This is a genomic window from Cytobacillus gottheilii (assembly GCF_018582665.1).
GTDB classification, from domain to species: Bacteria; Bacillota; Bacilli; order Bacillales; family Cytobacillaceae; genus Cytobacillus; species Cytobacillus gottheilii.
Window position 1 is genome coordinate 406,031 of sequence record NZ_CP071709.1, and the last position, 20,207, is coordinate 426,237.

The window sequence follows — 20,207 nt, forward strand, 5'->3', positions numbered from 1 at the left end:
CTTTCTAATTGTGTTTATATAATTTTTCATACTCTATGCATGGAACTGTTCTTCTTTTTTCAATGCAATCCAATGTTTTAAATCTGCCTTATCGACTCTTATTGTGGCACCAATTTTAAAGTTTGGGATACCACCGTCTTTATCGTTTATTTGGAACAACTCGTACACTCGTCTTCTCGAAATTCCGAGAAACTCGGAAATATGCTGTGCGGTGAGAGTATCGGGTAATGAATCCCAAGTGGTATGTTTTTTTTTGTTTTGCATTTATATAACCTCCATATATTGATTTTTAAATTAACAGTAAAAACCGCAGAACTACATAGCCGACTTCTATTAAGTGGCTAAGTAACCTCTGCGGTTTTCGCTTATGGGTTATGTTATTTGATTTGTTCTTACGCAATACATTGTATCTTTGTATTTTCACATTTGAATACTTTTTCTAAAAAAAATGATAATTTTTTTGTTTAAAATTTCGGTATTTTGACCATAAAGTAAATATATGGTTCGGTTTTTTACCCATCGAAGAATTCTTAGATGGTCAGCTTACCGAAAGGCTACTCCCAAAAAGCATTGATATCAAGTTTTTTTGAGAGTAGGGAAATTCAAATACTGACATATTAATTTTTTGTTGAGTAGAATTTCGGTTTCTTACCCAGTCAGATTCTCTCTTTTGGCAATTTTTTCGGTTAGATGACCAGTGGTCGCTTCTAACGAAACAAAAGGAGAAAGACGGTAACTAATCTGTAGTTCGTTATTTTTTTCAAAATCAATGATGACTTCATCAAAGTACATCAGGAATAAGACTCGCAACTCCGTATCTGCAAACTCGTAAAAACTTGTTTGGATCATTTCTTTCATTATTACAGCAAGTAAGTCATCTTCCTGTATTCGAGTGATTTCATTTATGGTCGCATTAATATAAACGATTTCGCCTTGTATTTGCTTTTGTGAAACAGTAAATGCTTCAGCTAACAGTGGATTGTTAGCTATATCAGAAGCGAGCATCTTCTCGTTATAGATCAATTTTTCTAGATTCTTTCTCAGTTGGTCAATCGCCTTGTGAAGTTTCGCGGACCAGCTCTTCAGTTGCTCTTTGGCACTTGTTGCGAAGGTTGTGAGTTGAGTCATCCACTTCCGTTGTAAATCGTTTAGAACGGCTTCGTGAACATGGATAATCGATAATGACTTTTTGCACTCAGTACAACGATATATCATATATTGGCCCTTTTTCCCTTTGGGAGAATTGTCTTTTGCTTGAAGTAGCGAATGGCATTCCTTGCATTTAATTATTCCACGAAGGTAATAAGGTGTACTCATTGTACCAAATTTTGCTTTCAATTCGCTGATCTGATTGACCAAATGAACAAGAGTTGGACTGACAATTAACTCATAAGACTGCTTGAGAATGTCAACATCCGTGTCTGGCTTTGGTTTGCTAATTTCATAGCTTGTTCTAACATTCCAAGCTAAATGACCAGAGTAGACACGATTGGATAAAACATACCCAATGGTACTGCTATTCCAATACTTAATGTTTTTACTAGTAATTTTACACTTGTTTAAATACGCAGCTATTACATCTTGTGAGTGTCCTAGACTTGCAAGATAAAAAATGAGTTCAACAATTGGTGCATCTCTATTTGGATATAGAAGCCCATCAACCATATTGTAGCCAAGTGGTTCACGAGAGCCGGGTCGCTGACTTTTACCTACCAAACTAGCTTGAGCGTCCTTCGCTCGAATCGATTTCATTTCTGATTCCTCAGCTGCAAAAACGAGCTTAGCCTGAACAATGGGATCGTTTGGATTCCATTCACCATCATATTGGGTGCTAAAGAACTTCACATAAGGATACTGTTCTTTTACAGGAATATAGACTTCATTATAGAAGTCCGTGATGCTTCGGGTAATCCTTGACTCTTCATAGAAACAGACAGCCTCTGCTCCATTCTCAATATCCTCAAGAATCAACTGTATACCTTCACGTTTACTTGCATTATTGTGATAGGCACTTGTGGCTTTGTCGGTGCGCCATTCTATAATCTCTAGATTTTCTCTATCAGCCAAAAGGAGTATTTGGCTTTTCTGAATTTCCAAGGAATGATTGCCGTCCTGTTTTTTGTCTGAATAACGTCTATAGCTGGTTGATTTTATTTTACTCATGAGGCATCTAATTCCTTTATGAAAGCTGAGAGGAATAAATCAATGCCAATATAAGATTCATGAACGAGGACTTCATGAACTAGCATTTCTATTAATTGGTGAATGTTTGGTTGAGATAGACTTAATTCCTTCTGATAAAAAATCTTATCGATTGTCTTAACCTCATTACTCAATAGTTTTAAGGCCATTAAATCTTGATCAATCTTATTAGATTTGTCCTTTAATATTTGAATTTTATCCAAATACTTTGAAATAACAGACTTGCTGCTCAGGTTAATCGTACTTAGCTCAAGTGAAGTTTCAAGATATTCTGATGTTGCGATATCCTTTTCATGTTCTAATCGTTTCTTTGTAATAGCAATATGTTTGGACATAATCTTATTTGCTAATTGGGCAGACATAGATTTTACATGCTCTAGAACAGCGTGCTTTATCGAATCATTTAATTCAAGAACTGTAATCATCAGCCTTTTATGGTTGGAGCTGCAAACGAAATAACCTTCATCAAGGACGTTTTGCTTGCGATGCTTCATTATATTTCCGCATTTGCCGCATAATGGTGTTGTCAAGAACAGGCTATTTACTTCATTAAGCTTTTCTTTATAGATATCTAGAAATTTATCCATTTGAGCCTTGGTTGCCAAAAATAGATCCAAACTGATTAAAGGTTCTACATGAGCCATTGGGTGCAACCCACTTTTTGATTCGTAATGAGCAGCGTAAAATGGATTGGTTAAAATTCGTAGTCGTTTCTCAGGTTGATTTAGTCCCTTGTGACGTGTCATAAAAAAGTTAAAAAATTGTTCTTCGTCTTTCACATTACTAAACTCAGTGAATAGTGAAACAATAGAATCTCGCTTTTCCTTATTTACGACAAAACATACTCGATTATCTTCCTTTAGACGCGTATAACCAAAGATGCTGGAAGGATATTGCTTTCGAGTATCACCGGTACGTGTTCGAATATTTTCACCTTCCATCTGTCCAAACATTCCATAAAACGCTTCTAGGGCTAACTTGTTACGAAATGGTGGTTCATTACTCGCTGTATAGATAACTTCTACGTTATATTTAATAAAAATTCTGGTGATATCCACGAACTCATAAAAGTTTCTAGCCAACCGATCTCGCTTATACACAATCACCTTTTTTACTTTGCCTTCTTGTATCAGGCGAATCAACTCCATTAATTTACGTCTTTCTTCCATTTTTAACTTTGTGGCTGAAACGTTATGATCACATAATTCAACCACGAATTCCTCTTCTCCGGTCAACCCTACTGACTCAAAGTACCTTTTAGCGGAAGAGAGTTGCAGCTCAAGACCTTGGCTTGCGGAACTAACGCGATAATATTTAACAATTAAGTTTTTTTCCTCCATGTTTATTACCTCATTCGAAATTTATTTTCTACTAATCAGTAAAGCCCGAAGTTTATAATCGTCCTTTGTTATATGGTCCAAAAGTGCCTTTTCAATAAAGCGTTGGAACCATACCTCTGACTCCGACGACAATTCTTCCGAGTAACTGACTTTAACGACACGATATTTCTCGGTCATTACTTCCCCTCCCATCGAGTATTTGCTAATCAGCATTGACGCGAGGGGAAGGGTTTATACTTTCTTCTTTGAAACTTGGTTAGTTGATTCCAGTTCTATATCAAGTGACAATTGAATGCCACTCAGAACCTTTTCAGTTTTAGATCCTGCATTCCTCCGAGGCACAATCAACATTTTTGTTTCATATCCGGGAATTTGAAGCTTCTTTATAATCTTGTTCATGCTTTTGTTCCTGTAAGTGGATGAACACATTTATAATAGATTTTGAGATTCCAACCTCTTCACAGTGAACAAGGCATTCCTTATGCCAATTAGTACTAGTGATTTCCTTGTTCTCCACTAGGGAGTCCTCCTTTCTAAAACAGAATTAAATGCTCTTGGCCTCAAGCGTTAATCATCTTACTTTTAAGATTTTAATATTCTTATAGGTAAAAAGTACTATTTTTAGGGGTTGGCTAAGAATTCAGTTGTAATAATATTACATCTAAGTAAGATCTTCGTTACTCTGTTGGCATCTATTAGTTAAAGGAGTTTTGTATGTTATTTTGATGTATAATTAGTATTGGAAATGTCATGGAAATTGAAAATTAAGTTGGGGATCATTTCCTAATTGATTTATATACAGATTATTACTATATCAAGGCAGGGGGATATATTTATGGTTAATAAGAAACAGGTTAAAGAAAAGAGTATAGAAGAAACTTTGTGGGATTCAGCCAATAAATTACGTGGGTCGGTTGAAGCATCGGAATATAAGCACGTTGTATTAGGACTTATCTTTTTGAAATTTGCCAGTGATAAATTTGAAAAAAGAAAAGCAGAACTTATTTCTGAAGGTAAAGAAAAGTATGCTGATATGGTTGAGTTTTACACCATGAAAAATGTTTTCTATCTGCCTGAAATCTCTCGATGGAGTTACTTAGTAGAGAACTCCAAGCAAGAAGATATTGCATTAAAAATCGATACAGCTCTTTTTACTGTAGAGAAAAATAATCCAGCCCTTAAAGGAGCTTTACCTGATAATTATTATTCTCGTTTAAATCTTGATGTGAGTAAATTAGCATCATTAATAGATACCATTAACAACATAGACACTATAAAGGATAAGCAGCAAGACATTGTAGGACGGATTTATGAGTATTTCCTAAGTAAGTTTGCATTGGCAGAAGGGAAAGGAAAAGGAGAATTCTATACTCCAAAAAGCATTGTAAATCTTATTGCTGAAATGCTAGAACCATATAAAGGTAAAATTTACGACCCGGCTTGTGGTTCAGGTGGAATGTTTGTACAATCTGTGAAATTTATTGAGTCCCATCAAGGGAATAAAAGAGACATCTCAATTTATGGACAGGAATACACAAACACTACCTACAAACTAGCTAAGATGAACCTTGCAATTAGAGGGATTTCAGCTAATCTTGGGGACATAGCTGCGGATACTTTCTTTAATGACCAACACAAGGATTTGAAGGCAGATTTTATTATGGCTAATCCACCGTTTAATCAGAAGCAGTGGAGATCTGAGAATGAGTTAACAGATGACCCACGTTGGGCAGGATACGAACTGCCGCCTAAAGGAAATGCAAACTATGCTTGGATTTTAAATATAGTATCTAAACTATCTGAGAATGGTGTTGCCGGATTTTTACTAGCGAATGGTGCATTGAGTGGTGGTGGCGATGAATATAAAATACGTAAAAAATTAATTGAAAATGACTTAATAGAGGCTATTCTTGTCTTACCAATGAATATGTTTTATACAACCGATATAAGTGTAACCCTTTGGATACTTAATAAAAACAAGAAGGCAAGAACTTTTGAGCAGAACGGTAAATTAAAGAAATATAGAAATCGTGCGAATGAAATTTTGTTTATGAATTTACGGAACGTTGGCGAGGCTTTTGAGAAAAAGTATATTCAGTTCAATGAAGAAAACATCAAAGAAATTGTAGATGTTTATCACAAATGGCAACAAATTGATTTTGAAGAGCAATATGTGAATATAGCGGAATTTTGTTATAGTGCTACGTTTGAGGAAGTCGCTAATAAAGATTTCTCTTTAGTACCAAGTAAATACATTGAGTTTAAAGATCAGGATGAAGATATCGACTTTGATAGAAAAATGAGATTACTACAAACTAAATTTGCCGAATTATTAAAGACAGAGGAAAGTTCTAATAAAGAACTACTTGCACTTTTCAAGGAGTTAGGCTATGAAATCAGATCATAAGAGAATAGGAGATTTTATAAGAAAAGTAAACGATCGTAACACTGAACTTAATGTGACAAATTTGATGGGTATAAATATCGATAAGTTTTTTATGCCATCTGTAGCTAATACAGTAGGTACAGATATGTCAAAGTACAGAATAGTAAAAAGAGGACAATTTGCATGTAATAGGATGCATGTTGGTAGAGATAAACGATTACCAGTGGCGTTATCAAAAGAAGAAGATATAATTGTGTCTCCCGCTTACGATGTGTTTGAAATAATTAATCATGAAGTCCTTAATCCAGATTACTTGATGATGTGGTTTTTACGTGAAGAGTTTGATAGAAATGCATGGTTCTTTACAGATGCTGATGTACGAGGGGGATTAAGATGGGATGATTTCTGCAATATAAGAATACCTGTTCCCTCTATCAGCAAACAAAAGGAAATCTTTAAAGATTATGAAATATTGCTTAATAGGGTAGATTTAAATAATAGTATTATTCGAGCATTAGAGGAAACTGCACAAGCAATTTTTAGACAATGGTTTGTTGATTTTGATTTTCCTAATGAAACTGGCATGCCTTATAAATCAAATGGTGGCGAAGTAAAATATGATGATGAATTAGGTAAAGAGTTACCAATCAATTGGAGAAAAGGTACGCTTAATGAAATAGCCGATATTATTGACGGAGACAGAGGGAAAAACTATCCAAGTCAAGAAGATTTAAAAGAGAGTGATTTTTGCTTATTTTTGAATGCTGGGAATGTAAGTAAAACAGGATTTAATTTTTCGGAAACTGCATTCATTTCAAAAGAAAAAGACGCGTCGTTAAGAAAAGGTAAATTGGTAAGGAATGATGTAGTTATTACTTCTAGAGGAACAGTTGGTAATGTAGCCTTTTATAGCGATAATATTCCCTTCAATGATATAAGAATTAATTCGGGAATGTTAATTCTAAGAGGTAAAGAAAATGCCATTTTCATATACTCTCTGCTAAGAAACAAAGAAATGAAAAAAGTGATAGAAAACTATTTATCAGGTTCTGCACAACCACAACTTCCTATTAAAGATTTAATTAAGATACCAATTGTTATTCCTCCAAATGAATTATTAGTTGAATTCTCAAAAATAGGTATTAAAATACAAAGTCAAATCGATTTACTGAACATAAAAAATTTAAAGATTGAAGAGTTAAAAGGCATTTTATTATCAAAAATGGCAACTGTGGAGGGATAGGTTTGAAATTCACAGAAGAATCCTTAGAGCAAGCTGTAATAGAGTTATTTGAAGCTGAAAACTATCAACACCAGAATGGTATTCATATTCATAAAGAAGTTAGTGATGTGCTTCTACGTGAAGATTTAAAGGCGTTCTTACTTAACCGATATTCTGATGATGATATAACTATGAATGAAATTGAAAGTATTATTCGGCAAATGGAAGTGTTACCGGCATCAACTTTATATGAAAGCAATAAAGCCATTATCAAAATGATTTCTGATGGTTTTGTTCTTAAACGAGAAGACCGAAGCAAGAAGGATTTATTTATTCAATTAATAGATTTTGGTCTCGATAATATCGAAAATAATCTATTTAAAATAGTTAGTCAATTAGAGATACAAGGATATGAAAAGCGGATTCCGGATGCAATTGTTTATGTAAATGGCTTACCTTTAGTAGTGATAGAGTTCAAGAATGCTATCAAAGAAAACACAACAATAAAAGATGCCTATACACAACTGACTGTTCGTTACCAGAGGGATATCCCTGAACTCTTTAAGTATAATGCATTTTGTGTTATTAGTGATGGAGTAAATAATAAGGCTGGTTCGTTATTTGCTCCCTATGATTTCTTTTATGCATGGCGAAAAATAGAAGGTAATGAATCGTTTGAAAAAGATGGCATTGATTCACTTTACTCAATGATGAAAGGTTTATTTAACCAAAAACGTTTCCTTGAAGTGGTACGTCATTTCATTTATTTCCCGGATACAAGCAGCAAAAAGGAAAAAATTGTTCCTCGTTATCCACAATATTATGCAGCAACAAAATTATTAAAAAGTACTAAAAGAAATATGCGACCACAAGGTTCAGGTAAGGGTGGTACGTATTTTGGAGCGACTGGTTCAGGAAAGAGTTATACCATGCTTTACCTTACTAGACTTTTAATGAGGGATAAGGATCTACAAAGTCCTACTGTTGTTTTAATATCCGATAGAACCGACCTAGATGACCAACTTGCGGGACAGTTTACAAATGCTAAGTCTTTTATCGGAGATGATCAAGTTATAAGTGTGGAAAGTCGGGAAGATTTGAAGTCTTACCTACAAAATAGAAAAAGTGGTGGCGTATTTTTAACTACAATTCAAAAGTTTAATGAAGATGTTGATTTGCTTACTGATAGAAACAATGTAATTTGTATTTCGGATGAAGCTCACCGTTCACAAACAAATCTGGACCAAAAAATAAAGATTACCAAAGATGGTGTCGAGAAAAAATATGGCTTTGCCAAGCATTTGCACAATTCACTCCCTAATGCAACTTATGTTGGTTTTACAGGAACACCGGTGGATGCAACAATTGATGTATTTGGTGAAGTGGAAGATGCGTACACAATGATTGAAGCTGTATATGATGAAATTACAGTTCGGATTGTTTATGAGGGAAGAGCAGCTAAAGTAAATCTAAATGAAACAAAATTGCATGAAATTGAAGAGTACTATAAAGTGTGTGAAACTGCTGGGGCTAATGAATATCAAATAGATGAAAGTAAAAGAGCGGTAACCCAGATGGAAGTTATTCTAGGTGATCCTAAACGGTTAAAACTAGTGGCTGAAGATTTTGTAGAGCATTATGAAAAGAGAATTGAAGAAGGTGCCACAGTTAAAGGAAAAGCAATGTTTGTCGCTGCTAATAGACATATTGCTTATGACTTATATAACGAAATTATTTCACTACGACCAGAATGGGCAACTGTGAGAGTTTGTGATGAAGGTGTAGTGCTTTCTGAAAAAGAAAAAAAAGAAATTAAACCGATGGAAAAGATTAAAATGGTCATGACGCGTAATAAAGATGATAGTAAAAAACTATATGACCTACTAGGTACAAAAGAATACCGTAAAGAGTTAGATAGACAATTCAAAAATGAAAAATCAAACTTCAAAATAGCCATTGTTGTTGATATGTGGTTAACGGGATTTGATGTACCATCACTAGATACCATCTATATTGATAAACCTATTCAGCAGCACACCTTGATTCAGACTATTTCACGTGTTAACCGAGTTTATGAAGGTAAAGAAACTGGATTAGTTGTCGATTATTTTGGAATAAAGAGTAATTTAAATGTAGCCATGAGGAAGTATGGAGTTGTAGAGGGAGAGAATTTTGATGGTATAGATAAGGCAGTTGTCATTGTGAAGGATCAGTTAGATTTATTAGCAAAAATCTTCTATAAATTTGATAATACTGCATATTTCCAAGGAACCCCATTGCAACAGTTACAGTGTTTAAATCTAGCTGCTGAATTTGTACAACAAACGGAGCAATTAGAAAAACGATTTATGGCAATAACTAAGAAACTTCGCTCTGCCTACAATTTATGCGTATCTAGTGAAGATATAAGTCAAATAGAAAGGGATTATATTCACTATTACCTAGCGATAAGGTCCATCATTCATAAATTAACTAAAGGCGATGCTCCAGATACTGCCCAAATGAATGAAAAAGTTAGGCAGATGATGAAGGAAGCATTAATAAGTGAAGGCGTTGAAGAAGTATTTAAGCTAGATAAAAATGACCCAAAAAATAATGCGGATTTATTTAGTGAAGAATACTTAGCTAAAATCAATAAAATAAAACTACCAAATACTAAAATTAAACTGCTACAAAAACTATTGTCAAAAGCAATTGAGGAATTTAAGAAAACCAATAAAATTCAGGGTGTTGACTTTTCAAAAAGATTTAAAAAATTAGTAGAACAATATAATGAAAGAAAAGATTTCCAAGCATTGCAAAGCGATGTTTTGGATGATGTTGCAGAACAATTCGCTGATTTGTTCGCAGATCTAATGAAGGAGCGGGATTCTTTTAAGGATTTAGGAATCGATTATGAGGAAAAGGCCTTCTACGATATTCTCAAAGCAATTTCCGAGAAACATGAATTTGAATACCCTCACGACAAACTTATTAAACTATCACAGGAAATTAAAGCAATTATTGCTGATAAAGCAAGATACACAGATTGGTCGAGTCGAGATGATATAAAGGCAGAGTTAAAGGTCGATCTTATTTTAACACTTGCTGAAAACGATTACCCTCCTGTTCCTAAAGACGAGATTTTTAAAGAAATATTTGAGCAAGCGGAAAATTTTAAGAAGTATAGGGTTTAAACATAAAAGTACTATTTGTATGAACTGTAAAAAGAAGAGATGCTTGCGCATCTCTTCCCTGTCAGACATACAAGTTGCTCTAACAACTTAATTATATTTTTTCCAATAAAAAATGAATTTATAATTAACTTTTTAAGGATAGATGAAATAAATGAAACTATTATTATGTTTAGAGTGTAGCGATATGTTTAACCTCGATTTAAAAATGCAAAAGTGTAGCTGTGGTAAGACTAAAGGGCAATATATTGATAATCTTTATGCAATTTATGAAGGGGCTAGTGCTATGCCTATAGGTATTAGTAATCCAAGTTTAAAAGAGGCTATAAGTAATCAGCCAGATGAAGGTCTGGGTAAAGAGTTTACTGCATTTATAATACCAAGAAATTGTCCGACTTTTTTCAGAAGGGGATAGAACTATACCCACTTATAAAATTCTATATGGATTAAGTTTTTCATAATCATACCAATTTTTCCCGTGTCTTGGGAATCCGTCTCTAGTTAATGAGCCTACTCTAAATAGATTTCTACCTTTTATTAACAAATGTGTATTTACTATTAGATTATCATAATATTTTTTCAGGTCTTCATTACTTATTTGGTAAGGTACTGTATTTTGTTTAGGGTATGGCGGATACCCTCCCCATGCAGCGATAATAATATCATTTGTATTAGAATTTCTTACAACCTGCTTTATTTCATCTAAATTATTATCTGTTGACAAATCCTCAATTGATTTATTGCTCTTTATAATATTTGAAAGAGTGCCACTAAAAATACTCATTAAATTAACAATAGTAACTTCCTTAATATTATATTGTTTTTGCTTATATAAATAATCTAAAACTGTGTAAATGGTATCATCGGATATAATCCTTTTTTCATTTTTTATTTCAATCTTTTTGCCAGCTGTTAATGCCACTCCATAATATCCAAAAATTGACGTTATTAATTGTCCAGAAACTGACGAATTCATTGTCCAAACAAAAGGGGAAGCAATTGCTTCCCACAGTTTTCACAAATTAACCTGATACGTTTCATTCTTCTTCAGATAGAACCTAACATCATTTCGTCCGGTAAGAATATACCAGTCTCTGCCCAGTTCCAATAGGCAGGAAAGTATTTTTCCATTTCCCAAATGGAGATCAAACCAATCTCCACTGCGCATCTTATAACCTACTTGATCTCCCCAAAGGATAAACCAACAATCCAGCTCTTCATTGTAGCTCATTTGTTTCCAGCGGCTCTTCATGATAGTTCTCCTTGGATCACTTGTTTTATCATATGATCATCTATGATTCTACGACCATTTTGCGAGCCGTATAGAAGACTATGTGTACATAGTTTATTAATAAGCCTTGCGGCTCCACCAGAGAACCGGTGTACTTCATCAAGCGACCCGTCAGAAAAAATAGGTTGATCAACGCCGGCATAACGAAGATGTCTAGAAACATATTCCGCCACTTGAGCTCGGTCAAGATGTCCTAACTGGAATTGGATATCAATTCTTTGCCGTATGGCTGCGTATGATTGGAGTCGCAGTCGATCCCATAGTTCACTTTGACCAACAAGAATGAGCGCCATCGGACTTTGTGAATCCATTCTGAAGTTTAATAAAAAACGAACTTCTTCTAGCATCTCGCGGTCTAATAGATGAGCTTCATCAACCACAACCACTGGCTGGAGTCCTCGAATTCCTTTCATCAGTTCAATTTCCTTATGAAGCTGCCGTTTCGCATCACCACGATAAAACTTCGCTTCAGAGCCCAATTGTTCCAACAACCCTTTATAAAAATGACGCGGTGTTAATTTGGAGTCGGAAAGATACAAGACATGAAATTTTCTTTTGTCTAATCGATCCACAAATTTACGGATGGTCGTTGTTTTTCCAGTTCCACTATCTCCACTTAGGACGGCAAAAAGCTGTCGATCAGCTGCGTACTTCAACCGTCCAAGAATTTCTTGCATCATGGTGGATTCATAAAGTTGATCAGTTGGCAGATCTCTGGCGAAAGGTGTATGGTCCATTTCATAGAACGCTTCAAACATGGGATTCATCCTCCTTCCAGATGGCGCGGAAGGTGACGGCAGGTTTCTGGTCTATTTGGCGTTCCAGATTTTTTCGTTCAGCTGCCTTTAATAGCCTTGAAGAGTCAGCACTCTGCGCCTGCAGGTGCCCAGGCAACTCCGAACGTCTACCAGCCATCTCCCCAATGACAAGCTTCTTCGCTTTCCAAGGTGTGTAGTCTTCAAATTCGATGGTAAGCTCTTCGATATTCAGAGGATCATAGACAACATCTACTTTTCGTCCCATGAAAGCCAAGCCAACCTCGTATTTTTGATCCATGAAACTAATGCATCCAGATTTATCCACTTTCCTTGTTTCACAGTGAAGAAATGCATGGCTTAACGTTTCTTGATCGATAAAGCGAATCGCCTTTCTGTCCGATCGAAATGCCGTTTCCGGGCTCATTTTCTTTTCAAATGCGGAATGAGGCTTATTTTGATAGCACTCTGTCAGCCATACTTGAAAAAGTTCATTTAGGCGATCTAACGTATTGGGTTTTTCAATAACAGCCTCACTGATAAATGAATCTATGACCCTATTAAACCTTTCGATTTTCCCCTTTGATTCGGCTGCATAGGGCTTCGTATACAGAAGGCGAGTGCCTATTTTAGAACAGGTGCGGGCCATCCACTTGGTGCGATATTGCTTTCCGTTATCAAAATAAACAGCTTCCGGAACCCCATATTTTTGGATGGCCTGCCGGAAGGCATCTTCAATGATCCTTGAATCGAGTGTTGGATAGAAGCCTGCATGCACAACCAATCTGGTTGCATCGTCGATAAAAGCAACCAGATAAACCTGCTTCTTAACTCCGTTTGAACCAATAGGCAAATAAGGGCCGTATTTGATATCTGATTGCCAAAGTTGGTTTCGATGCCGTTTCTGAAACCTTCTGGCAGCTACTCCAGATTGCGTATAGAGACGCATTTGCCTTGTACTGTATCCTTTTTCGGTCAATTTCTCTTGAAGCGTAGACCTCTTGATTTGACCTGGTTCAGCTAAGCCTTCCCATTCGAGGATCTGAATGATCTGTGCCACACTGCGGCTTGGCACTTCCTTTCGGAGAAGGATGGCCTGTTCCAATAGATGAGAAGGGATGGCTACTGACTTCCGAGAAACCGTCCTCCCTTGTGGCTTCAATCCTCCAAATCCATCTTCGCGAAATTGAGCCAGATATCTCCTAATAGTTCTTTCTGAGAGACCGCTGGCCTTCACGATCTGGTCTTTTAACTCCTTTGCTTTCCCCGCATCAAGCCCTTCTGCCAATAAAGGGGAGATCAGCTGAAAACGCTGCACGGCCAACTCTTCTGATTTCCTTTGATTCCTCATGAATACACTCTCCTTTCAGTGTCTATCATGAGTGTAAATCAGAGGTTATTGGACAATGAATGTAGAACGGGTATGTATCCAAAAATTAATATTTACGATGGGCCGGACAATTCTTGTCAGCCATCCATTCGCATCTCCTGCCAAGCGCCCTAATCTCTGAAGTGCAGTCCCTGAACTTTCGGACGAGAAATTCAGGGGGATGTTTCCTTGATTGGTTCTGATCATGATGGAAGTTAAACAGCCAACCCAGTAATCGACAAATTCTTGAAGCCAGCTATGCCACCTCGAAAGAGTGGAATTATCGGCTGGAACAGTGTGAGTGGATGGGTTCGAAAGAACATTTTCAATGCATTCAGCTTCATAGCGTTTATAAGGGACCAACAAATCAGGTAGTTCATGATGGATAGCACGGCAGTTTGTGCACCTGAGCCTCCGAATGTTATAAATCTTCCCCTGTCCCGAATGATCTATTGCCTTTCGATTCTTAGTTCCTATAACCAACATGTCTTTCCCGCAACACGGAGAAGGAATCCTCCCTGCACCCCTAACTAAAAACTCCAGTAAGAGTATTTTCAATCAGCTGATAATCTGATACAATAATCATATACTTTTTTGTGGGACGTCTCCTGTATAACTGTTGGCGCAGTTATACGTAATGGGAGGCGTCTTTTCCTTTCTCCAGAATGATAAATGTCGAAATGTTTCGAATTATATACGGACATTATAATCGACAAATCCTGGACAGGCAATATCGTCAACTTTCGGTAATTTAAGGGTGTCAAAAACAGCCAGCCGCACTAGGGTTCTTCATTATAACAATGGCATTAATAGCATTTAATTCTTCGCGATTTTTGAATGGAATTCTTATTGAGTATCTGTGTCTTGTATCTTTAGTTATAGTTGACGGATTCGTAATAATCAAACCTTCATTTATGTAAGACGAAAATAAAACTATTTTAGTCAATTAACCACACCCCTTATATGAGAATATAATATATTTTGATATTTGTAATCATTTGTGGATACTTATTAGATGTTAAAGTAAATCAACTTAGTATGATAGTTTCTATATTCCCTGTTTTATAAGATTATTCATCCTGATTTGCTCATAAGTAAATAATCCAAAGAGAGTCTAATCAACTGTTTACTAAACGTTGATTAGACTTTTTTAAAAATTTAAAGACACGACATAATCTACTCTGAAGTAATAATACCCTCACGAAACCTGATTTTCTAACTTTTAGTTATCAATTTTTAATTCAGTTTAATGCTGATTTAGTCAAAAATATGTATGAAAATGACATACATTGTTCAAAACGTTTGGTAAAATATAGGTATTATTATTTTGTTTATCAGGAGCTGTGTTTTATATATGGTGGAATTTACAAACGTAACCAGTTTAATAGAAAATGTGAATTTAAATATAACAAGTGCATCTTCTAGTGCTGTAAAGGTTTTACAATGGCAGTGTGAAGGTGAGATAGACGTAAATTCATACAATGGTGTTCAAATAACTAGTGATGAATTTCTAAATAAGGCCATGGATTTTTTGGAAATAGTACAGAGTAAGAATCCCGATCTTGCTCTTACACCAGAATACTCTTTTCCCTATGAGGGACTACAAAGATTAGTTATGAATGAATCTCTTTGGCCAAAGGCCGGATCTTTATTTTGTTTTGGAACTCAAGGTGAAAATATTAATAATTTTAAAGAGTATCTTAATGAGTGGGACAAACATGAAAATATTAATGTAATTTGGAATGCTGTTCATAATCTAAGAGAAGAAAAAAATTTTGTGAGTCCTCTTATCTACTTTTTTATATTTAATTCTGAATTGTATATCTTACCACAAATAAAAACAGGGAATATGCTGGACAAATGGAGGAATCTGGAGGCTAATGATCTGTGTTTAGGAAATACAGTCTTTGTGTTTGATGATAATAACTCATCAAATAAATTTCTCTCTATAATTTGTGCAGATGTACTTCATATAAAAGCAGAGCATATCTTAGAGAACGTGTCAGGCAACATTACAATTTTTCATCCCCAATTAAATGAAAACCCTAGAAATAGATATTTTACAACATTCAGAAGAGAGATTCTAGATAATACAAAAAATACTAATAGAATTATTACTCTTAACTGGGCAAGTAAAACAAAGTTAAGTGGAACTCAAATTAACTTTAGTAAACCTTGGTCAACATTTTATAAAAAACACAATAGAAACTTACAGGGGGATAGTAGAAAGTTAAGGCTTAAAAACTTGAAGTTAGGGTATTTTTTTGCTTATGACGGAATTAATGAGTATTGGTATTGTGAAAGAAAAGAAAATATCAAGTTCTATTCAATAAATAAAAGTGATACTGGTGAAGCACAGGGGCCGGCTGCACATGGTTATGAACCAGTAATGATTAGTACCTATGATTACTCTAGTTCATGGTTAGAGAACTCAAATGCTCTTTTTAGTGAAGATAGTTTAATAAAAGAGTTAGAAAATTTAGAAGAAAGATATTTATTCCCTATCCAAACTTTATCGAATAGTCCAGATCAAAGTGATTTCTTTTTTGGGTCTTGCTTTGGACACTTTGAAGAAGGGGAAATAAGAACTAACGATAATGAGTTAGTTTCTAGAATGATAATTGGATCAGATGAAGAGTCTGACGATAAAAGGTTTGGGAAACTCCATTTATTTCTGATATTAGTTGATAATTTAAAAAGTGGAAACATTCCTAATGCTCTTGCTTACTTAAAAGAGAATCATGAATTTACTGTGGATGAGGATTTTCCTGAGAATGGTAGCATGGTATATAATCTTAAACCTTATGAAGATGTTGAAATTAGGTATCCTGAGTGTTTAGTTGTTATAACAAATGAAAAAAGAGAAAATAAAATTGAACAAATTGTTACAGAGTTATCAGCTAAATTAAGTAAACGACTTAGGAATCAAATAATAGTTTACTATGAGCCGCTTGGGAAACAAGGATATATTTATTACGATAAGCATTTAGATGAAAGTGAAATCCAGAATCCTAACTTCACTAAGAACTTCGCAGATATACGAATATCCAAATAACTGGAGGGATAAAGTTGAAATTAGATATCTTATTAAAAGAGAATGGATATTCTTTATTAAACGAAGAGTATTCTTACTATGCAAATACACCAATTAAGTATTTGCATTTTAAAAGGTCTGCAGAAGTGGAATTTAAGGATTTTTCTGAATACTTTATGATAGAGGTAACAGAAAGTGTAACGGAAGCCTTATTCAAAGAAAATATAGAAAGTTTTAAGGAATTTCAAAGAAAACTTATCGCTGATGTATTTTTTAATTATAAAAATGACATTCGTTGGAATATATATTTAATACTTTTAGTAACAAAGAAAGAAATACTTAATGATATTCCAGTTAGGGAGATTGAAAAAGATACGAATTTTGCCAGAAAGCTTATTTATGACGAGACGGAGTTGAAAAGTTTCCTTAGTGGGGATATTTATAAAGGGACAAGCAATGATACTTCAAAAGTCCCAACTAATATTAGCCCAGAGAGTATTTGGTATAAGGAGCTTAGTAAAAGTAACTTAACAGGGTGTTTGACACAAGATTTTCAAGAAAAAAATATTGATCTATTTCTTGAAACCAAAGATTTTAATGATGAAAGTTTAATAGATGTTGATGAAGTAAATAATCAAAACGAGGCTAAAGCTAATATTCCCATTGTTAATAGTGTGTCCTTAGTTGATATTTCACAACTAAAAAGACCATGCTTTAGTGGGGAAAAAATTCTTAAACCAGTTCAAGTAAATTTATTGCATGGATCAAATGGAACGGGTAAAACTTCATTCCTAGAAACAATTGAATTAGCTATAACCGGGGAAAACAGCCGTTCAAAATTATTTAAAGAAGAAACTGACAGTAATATAAAGGTTCTTTGTAATACAAATAATGGAAATATAGAATTTTGGTCTCAACGTACTTCAATAGAGAATAAGAAATTAGAAAGTATGTGGTACGGGACACCAATTGGAAGAGGAAAAGCAACTTTAAATAAAAACTTTTCATTATTTAACTATTTTGATGCGGATAAACCATTTAGATTTGCAATGGAAGAAACACAAGATGATACGGATAATCAATATTTAAATAGGTTTTCTCAACTTATCTTTGGTGACCATATTGTTAAAATGCAAAAAAATTGGATTAGGTATAAAAAAGGTTTTGAATCAAGACATAAAAAATTAATAAACGAAGATATTGAAATTAATGATAAAATAGATAATCTCAATACTAATATTGAAAAATTTAAAGATTTGAATCCTATTAATATAAATTATTTTACTTATAGTTTTAATAAGGTTTTACTTAGAGAGCATTTATCTGATGGGATAAATGCAGAGAGTCTAAAGAAGATAAATGAGATACTGAAATATTTAGAAAATCCTATAAAAAACATTGATGAATTAAGTTCTCATTTTAATAAACTGTCTGAATCATCATTAAAAGATCATTTTAGTAATCTTAATGAACAAAAAGAAATATTTGAGCGGGAAATTGCTAAAAGTAGAAGTCAGATAAACAATATAGAAGAAAAGATAATAGATATTGAAGATGAGATTAAGAAAATAAATAATGACAATGAAAGTTTAAATAGATTATTAAATGATTTAGAAAATAGTAGATTGGATTGGTTGGAGAATAAAAAAATTATAACTAATCAGGAAAGCGTCCAAAAAAGAATTTCTCTAATTTCAGATCTGAATATAGTAGAAGAACAATTAAGTTTAATTAATAAAGTTAAACTTAATTGGCCAGAACTTAACGAAATAAATGACATATCAAATTATCTAAGTAGGGACAATGTAGATGAATTAGAGGGAAAAAAATCAGAAATTAAGGAAAAAATTTATTTCATTGAATCAAAAATAAATGACTATAAGAAATACATAGGAGAAGTACGAGAGTTACAAATAAGAATTAAGAACCTCGGTCTTGAATACCTTGAACAAGAAGGGGAAACAGAAAATTGCCCTTTATGTGGAGTTCATCATAATGATCATGATGATTTAGTAAAAAACATAAATAAGCTAAATGATTTCACAAAAAAGGAAAGTGTTTTAGCCAATTGGGAAAACGATAAGAATAAATTAAATCGTGAGTTAATTTATTATAATGAGAAATTGGAAAATTACTATAAAAAAGAAAGAGTAAGAAATGTCATTTTTGAATGTTACAATACTTATTTTAGGGTTAATGATCAAGTGATTAGTTTTGAAAATGCTTATTTCATTATAATCGAATTTTTAGATAAAAATAGCGAGCTACAGATTGCTAGAAATAATTTTAATAAATTGCTAAAAGATATAGAAGATGAAGGATATAACGATAAAGCTATAAAAAATAGTAGGTATTTCTTAACTAGGGATAAGTTTTACAATGAATTTAAACAAAAAAATATAACTGAGGATTATGAATTATTTCTATTGGAGTTAGAAGAATCCTATAATAATAAATTAAGAATAAATAAAACTAAATTAGATGCCCTAAATGAAAGCTTGATGGAAGTTAATGCTGTGATATTTAAATTGAGAAATGTTATGGATAACTACATTAACGATAAAGAAAAAAATAGTGAGCAGATTAAGCGAATGCAAGAAGCTATAAATAGTATTAATAATATAAATAATTATTTTGAAATTTGCGGAACTACAGATTTAATTATATGGTTAAATGATGTTTCGTTGCTTAAAGATAACTTACAAAAAGCTATAAATTATTTAAATCACTCAAGTGAGGTTGAAATTTATTTAGAGCAAATAAAGGAGTTGAAATCTAAACAAATTAATATAGGGAATACTATTATTGATTGTCAGAAGGCGATTGGTGTCTTGAGTGGTTTACCAAAACATGAGGAGTTTGTTCAAACCTTTATAAAAAACAACTTATCAAAAATTGAGTATCTGTTTAAATCTATTCACTCCCCAAAAGAGTTTACATCACTTGAATTTGATGACACAGGAATTATAGCTATAAGGGAGAAAGGTAAAAGTAAATCAAAGGCACATCAAATGAGTACTGGACAAAGGGTTTCTTTAGCACTTGCAGTAATGTTTACACACTTTTTGGCCGCTCAAAACGCTCCTAAAGTCCTGTTGTTAGATGAACCAGTTGCAAATATGGATGATTTACATTTATTAAACTTATTGGATATTATTCGAGAACTAGCATTAAGGGGAACTCAAATAATATTTACAACTGCAAATCCAGATGTTGCAGGACTGTTTAGAAGGAAATTTAGTTTCTTTGGAAATGAATTTAAGCAATTTGAATTCATAAGACAAGACAGTGGTTTTACCACGATTAAAGAATTAATATTCTCACCCTACTTAGAAGAAGAAATTTTAAATACTCCTATATAAAAGCTATATAAAAAAGAGCATCTTTCATCAGTCCATTATTAAATTTTCTTATACTGTAATAATCTGACTTGAA

Annotated in this window: 15 protein-coding genes; 6 read left to right on the forward strand and 9 right to left on the reverse strand. The window is 33.8% G+C overall.

What is annotated here, in order from left to right; genetic code table 11:
• Positions 1-33: 33 nt before the first annotated feature.
• The 4 genes from J1899_RS02160 to J1899_RS02175 form a co-directional block, all read right to left on the reverse strand.
• On the reverse strand, positions 34-264 hold the full coding sequence (locus J1899_RS02160) for a helix-turn-helix domain-containing protein (RefSeq protein ID WP_214477212.1): 231 nt from the start codon (positions 262-264) through the stop codon (positions 34-36).
• 384 nt (positions 265-648) lie between these two features.
• Positions 649-2,163 (reverse strand): recombinase family protein, encoded by a 1,515-nt coding sequence (locus J1899_RS02165; RefSeq protein WP_214477214.1) that lies wholly within the window; start codon positions 2,161-2,163, stop codon positions 649-651.
• Entirely contained in the window at positions 2,160-3,542 is a 1,383-nt protein-coding gene (locus J1899_RS02170) for a recombinase family protein (protein WP_214477215.1), read from the reverse strand. Before J1899_RS02170 ends, J1899_RS02165 begins: the two co-directional genes overlap by 4 nt.
• Before the next feature lie 358 nt (positions 3,543-3,900).
• Positions 3,901-4,059 (reverse strand): hypothetical protein, encoded by a 159-nt coding sequence (locus J1899_RS02175; RefSeq protein WP_214477217.1) that lies wholly within the window; start codon positions 4,057-4,059, stop codon positions 3,901-3,903.
• 318 nt (positions 4,060-4,377) lie between these two features.
• On the opposite strand from J1899_RS02175, the gene J1899_RS02180 reads away from it, so the two are divergent.
• The 4 genes from J1899_RS02180 to J1899_RS02195 all read left to right on the forward strand — a co-directional run bounded on the left by J1899_RS02180 (position 4,378) and on the right by J1899_RS02195 (position 10,738).
• Positions 4,378-5,949, forward strand: coding sequence for a type I restriction-modification system subunit M (locus tag J1899_RS02180; RefSeq protein WP_214477219.1), 1,572 nt, complete (start codon positions 4,378-4,380; stop codon positions 5,947-5,949).
• Positions 5,933-7,171 carry a restriction endonuclease subunit S gene (locus J1899_RS02185; protein WP_214477221.1) on the forward strand — a complete coding sequence of 413 codons (1,239 nt, stop codon included), beginning with the start codon at positions 5,933-5,935 and terminating at the stop codon, positions 7,169-7,171. Before J1899_RS02180 ends, J1899_RS02185 begins: the two co-directional genes overlap by 17 nt.
• 2 nt (positions 7,172-7,173) lie before the next feature.
• Positions 7,174-10,326 (forward strand): type I restriction endonuclease subunit R, encoded by a 3,153-nt coding sequence (locus J1899_RS02190; RefSeq protein ID WP_214477223.1) that lies wholly within the window; start codon positions 7,174-7,176, stop codon positions 10,324-10,326.
• Positions 10,327-10,477: 151 nt separating this feature from the next.
• The gene (locus tag J1899_RS02195) at positions 10,478-10,738 is read left to right on the forward strand and encodes a hypothetical protein (RefSeq protein WP_214477226.1); all 261 of its coding nucleotides are present in this window, start codon (positions 10,478-10,480) and stop codon (positions 10,736-10,738) included.
• Between the two features lie 12 nt (positions 10,739-10,750).
• Here J1899_RS02195 and J1899_RS02200 read toward each other — a convergent pair whose 3' ends face one another.
• The 5 genes from J1899_RS02200 to J1899_RS22535 form a co-directional block, all read right to left on the reverse strand.
• The gene (locus J1899_RS02200) at positions 10,751-11,245 is read right to left on the reverse strand and encodes a DUF1643 domain-containing protein (protein WP_214477228.1); all 495 of its coding nucleotides are present in this window, start codon (positions 11,243-11,245) and stop codon (positions 10,751-10,753) included.
• 93 nt (positions 11,246-11,338) lie between these two features.
• Complete coding sequence (locus J1899_RS02205) at positions 11,339-11,575, reverse strand: DUF5348 domain-containing protein (RefSeq protein WP_214477230.1); 237 nt, start codon at positions 11,573-11,575, stop codon at positions 11,339-11,341.
• Positions 11,572-12,372 carry an ExeA family protein gene (locus J1899_RS02210; RefSeq protein ID WP_214477231.1) on the reverse strand — a complete coding sequence of 267 codons (801 nt, stop codon included), beginning with the start codon at positions 12,370-12,372 and terminating at the stop codon, positions 11,572-11,574. The genes J1899_RS02205 and J1899_RS02210 overlap by 4 nt, the downstream gene beginning before the upstream one ends.
• On the reverse strand, positions 12,365-13,720 hold the full coding sequence (locus J1899_RS02215; RefSeq protein ID WP_214477233.1) for a DDE-type integrase/transposase/recombinase: 1,356 nt from the start codon (positions 13,718-13,720) through the stop codon (positions 12,365-12,367). Before J1899_RS02215 ends, J1899_RS02210 begins: the two co-directional genes overlap by 8 nt.
• Positions 13,721-13,765: 45 nt before the next feature.
• A complete protein-coding gene (locus J1899_RS22535; protein ID WP_281420604.1) occupies positions 13,766-14,296 on the reverse strand; it encodes a DUF6431 domain-containing protein in 531 nt (176 codons plus the stop codon).
• Positions 14,297-15,092: 796 nt separating this feature from the next.
• Between J1899_RS22535 and J1899_RS02220 the strand changes: the two genes are divergently transcribed.
• Positions 15,093-16,793 (forward strand): hypothetical protein, encoded by a 1,701-nt coding sequence (locus J1899_RS02220; RefSeq protein WP_214477234.1) that lies wholly within the window; start codon positions 15,093-15,095, stop codon positions 16,791-16,793.
• Positions 16,794-16,807: 14 nt separating this feature from the next.
• Positions 16,808-20,134, forward strand: a complete 3,327-nt coding sequence (locus J1899_RS02225; RefSeq protein WP_214477236.1) for a hypothetical protein — start codon at positions 16,808-16,810, stop codon at positions 20,132-20,134.
• Positions 20,135-20,207: the final 73 nt, after the last annotated feature.

Excerpts from the sequence above, each read along its gene's own strand:
- J1899_RS02215 (WP_214477233.1), bottom strand. The coding sequence starts at position 13,720 with ATGAGGAATCAAAGGAAATCAGAAGAGTTGGCCGTGCAGCGTTTTCAG.
- J1899_RS02160 (WP_214477212.1), bottom strand. The coding sequence starts at position 264 with ATGCAAAACAAAAAAAAACATACCACTTGGGATTCATTACCCGATACT.
- J1899_RS02165 (WP_214477214.1), bottom strand. The coding sequence starts at position 2,163 with ATGAGTAAAATAAAATCAACCAGCTATAGACGTTATTCAGACAAAAAA.
- J1899_RS02185 (WP_214477221.1), top strand. The coding sequence starts at position 5,933 with ATGAAATCAGATCATAAGAGAATAGGAGATTTTATAAGAAAAGTAAAC.
- J1899_RS02205 (WP_214477230.1), bottom strand. The coding sequence starts at position 11,575 with ATGAAGAGCCGCTGGAAACAAATGAGCTACAATGAAGAGCTGGATTGT.
- J1899_RS02195 (WP_214477226.1), top strand. The coding sequence starts at position 10,478 with ATGAAACTATTATTATGTTTAGAGTGTAGCGATATGTTTAACCTCGAT.
- J1899_RS02210 (WP_214477231.1), bottom strand. The coding sequence starts at position 12,372 with ATGTTTGAAGCGTTCTATGAAATGGACCATACACCTTTCGCCAGAGAT.
- J1899_RS02180 (WP_214477219.1), top strand. The coding sequence starts at position 4,378 with ATGGTTAATAAGAAACAGGTTAAAGAAAAGAGTATAGAAGAAACTTTG.
- J1899_RS02220 (WP_214477234.1), top strand. The coding sequence starts at position 15,093 with ATGGTGGAATTTACAAACGTAACCAGTTTAATAGAAAATGTGAATTTA.
- J1899_RS02170 (WP_214477215.1), bottom strand. The coding sequence starts at position 3,542 with ATGGAGGAAAAAAACTTAATTGTTAAATATTATCGCGTTAGTTCCGCA.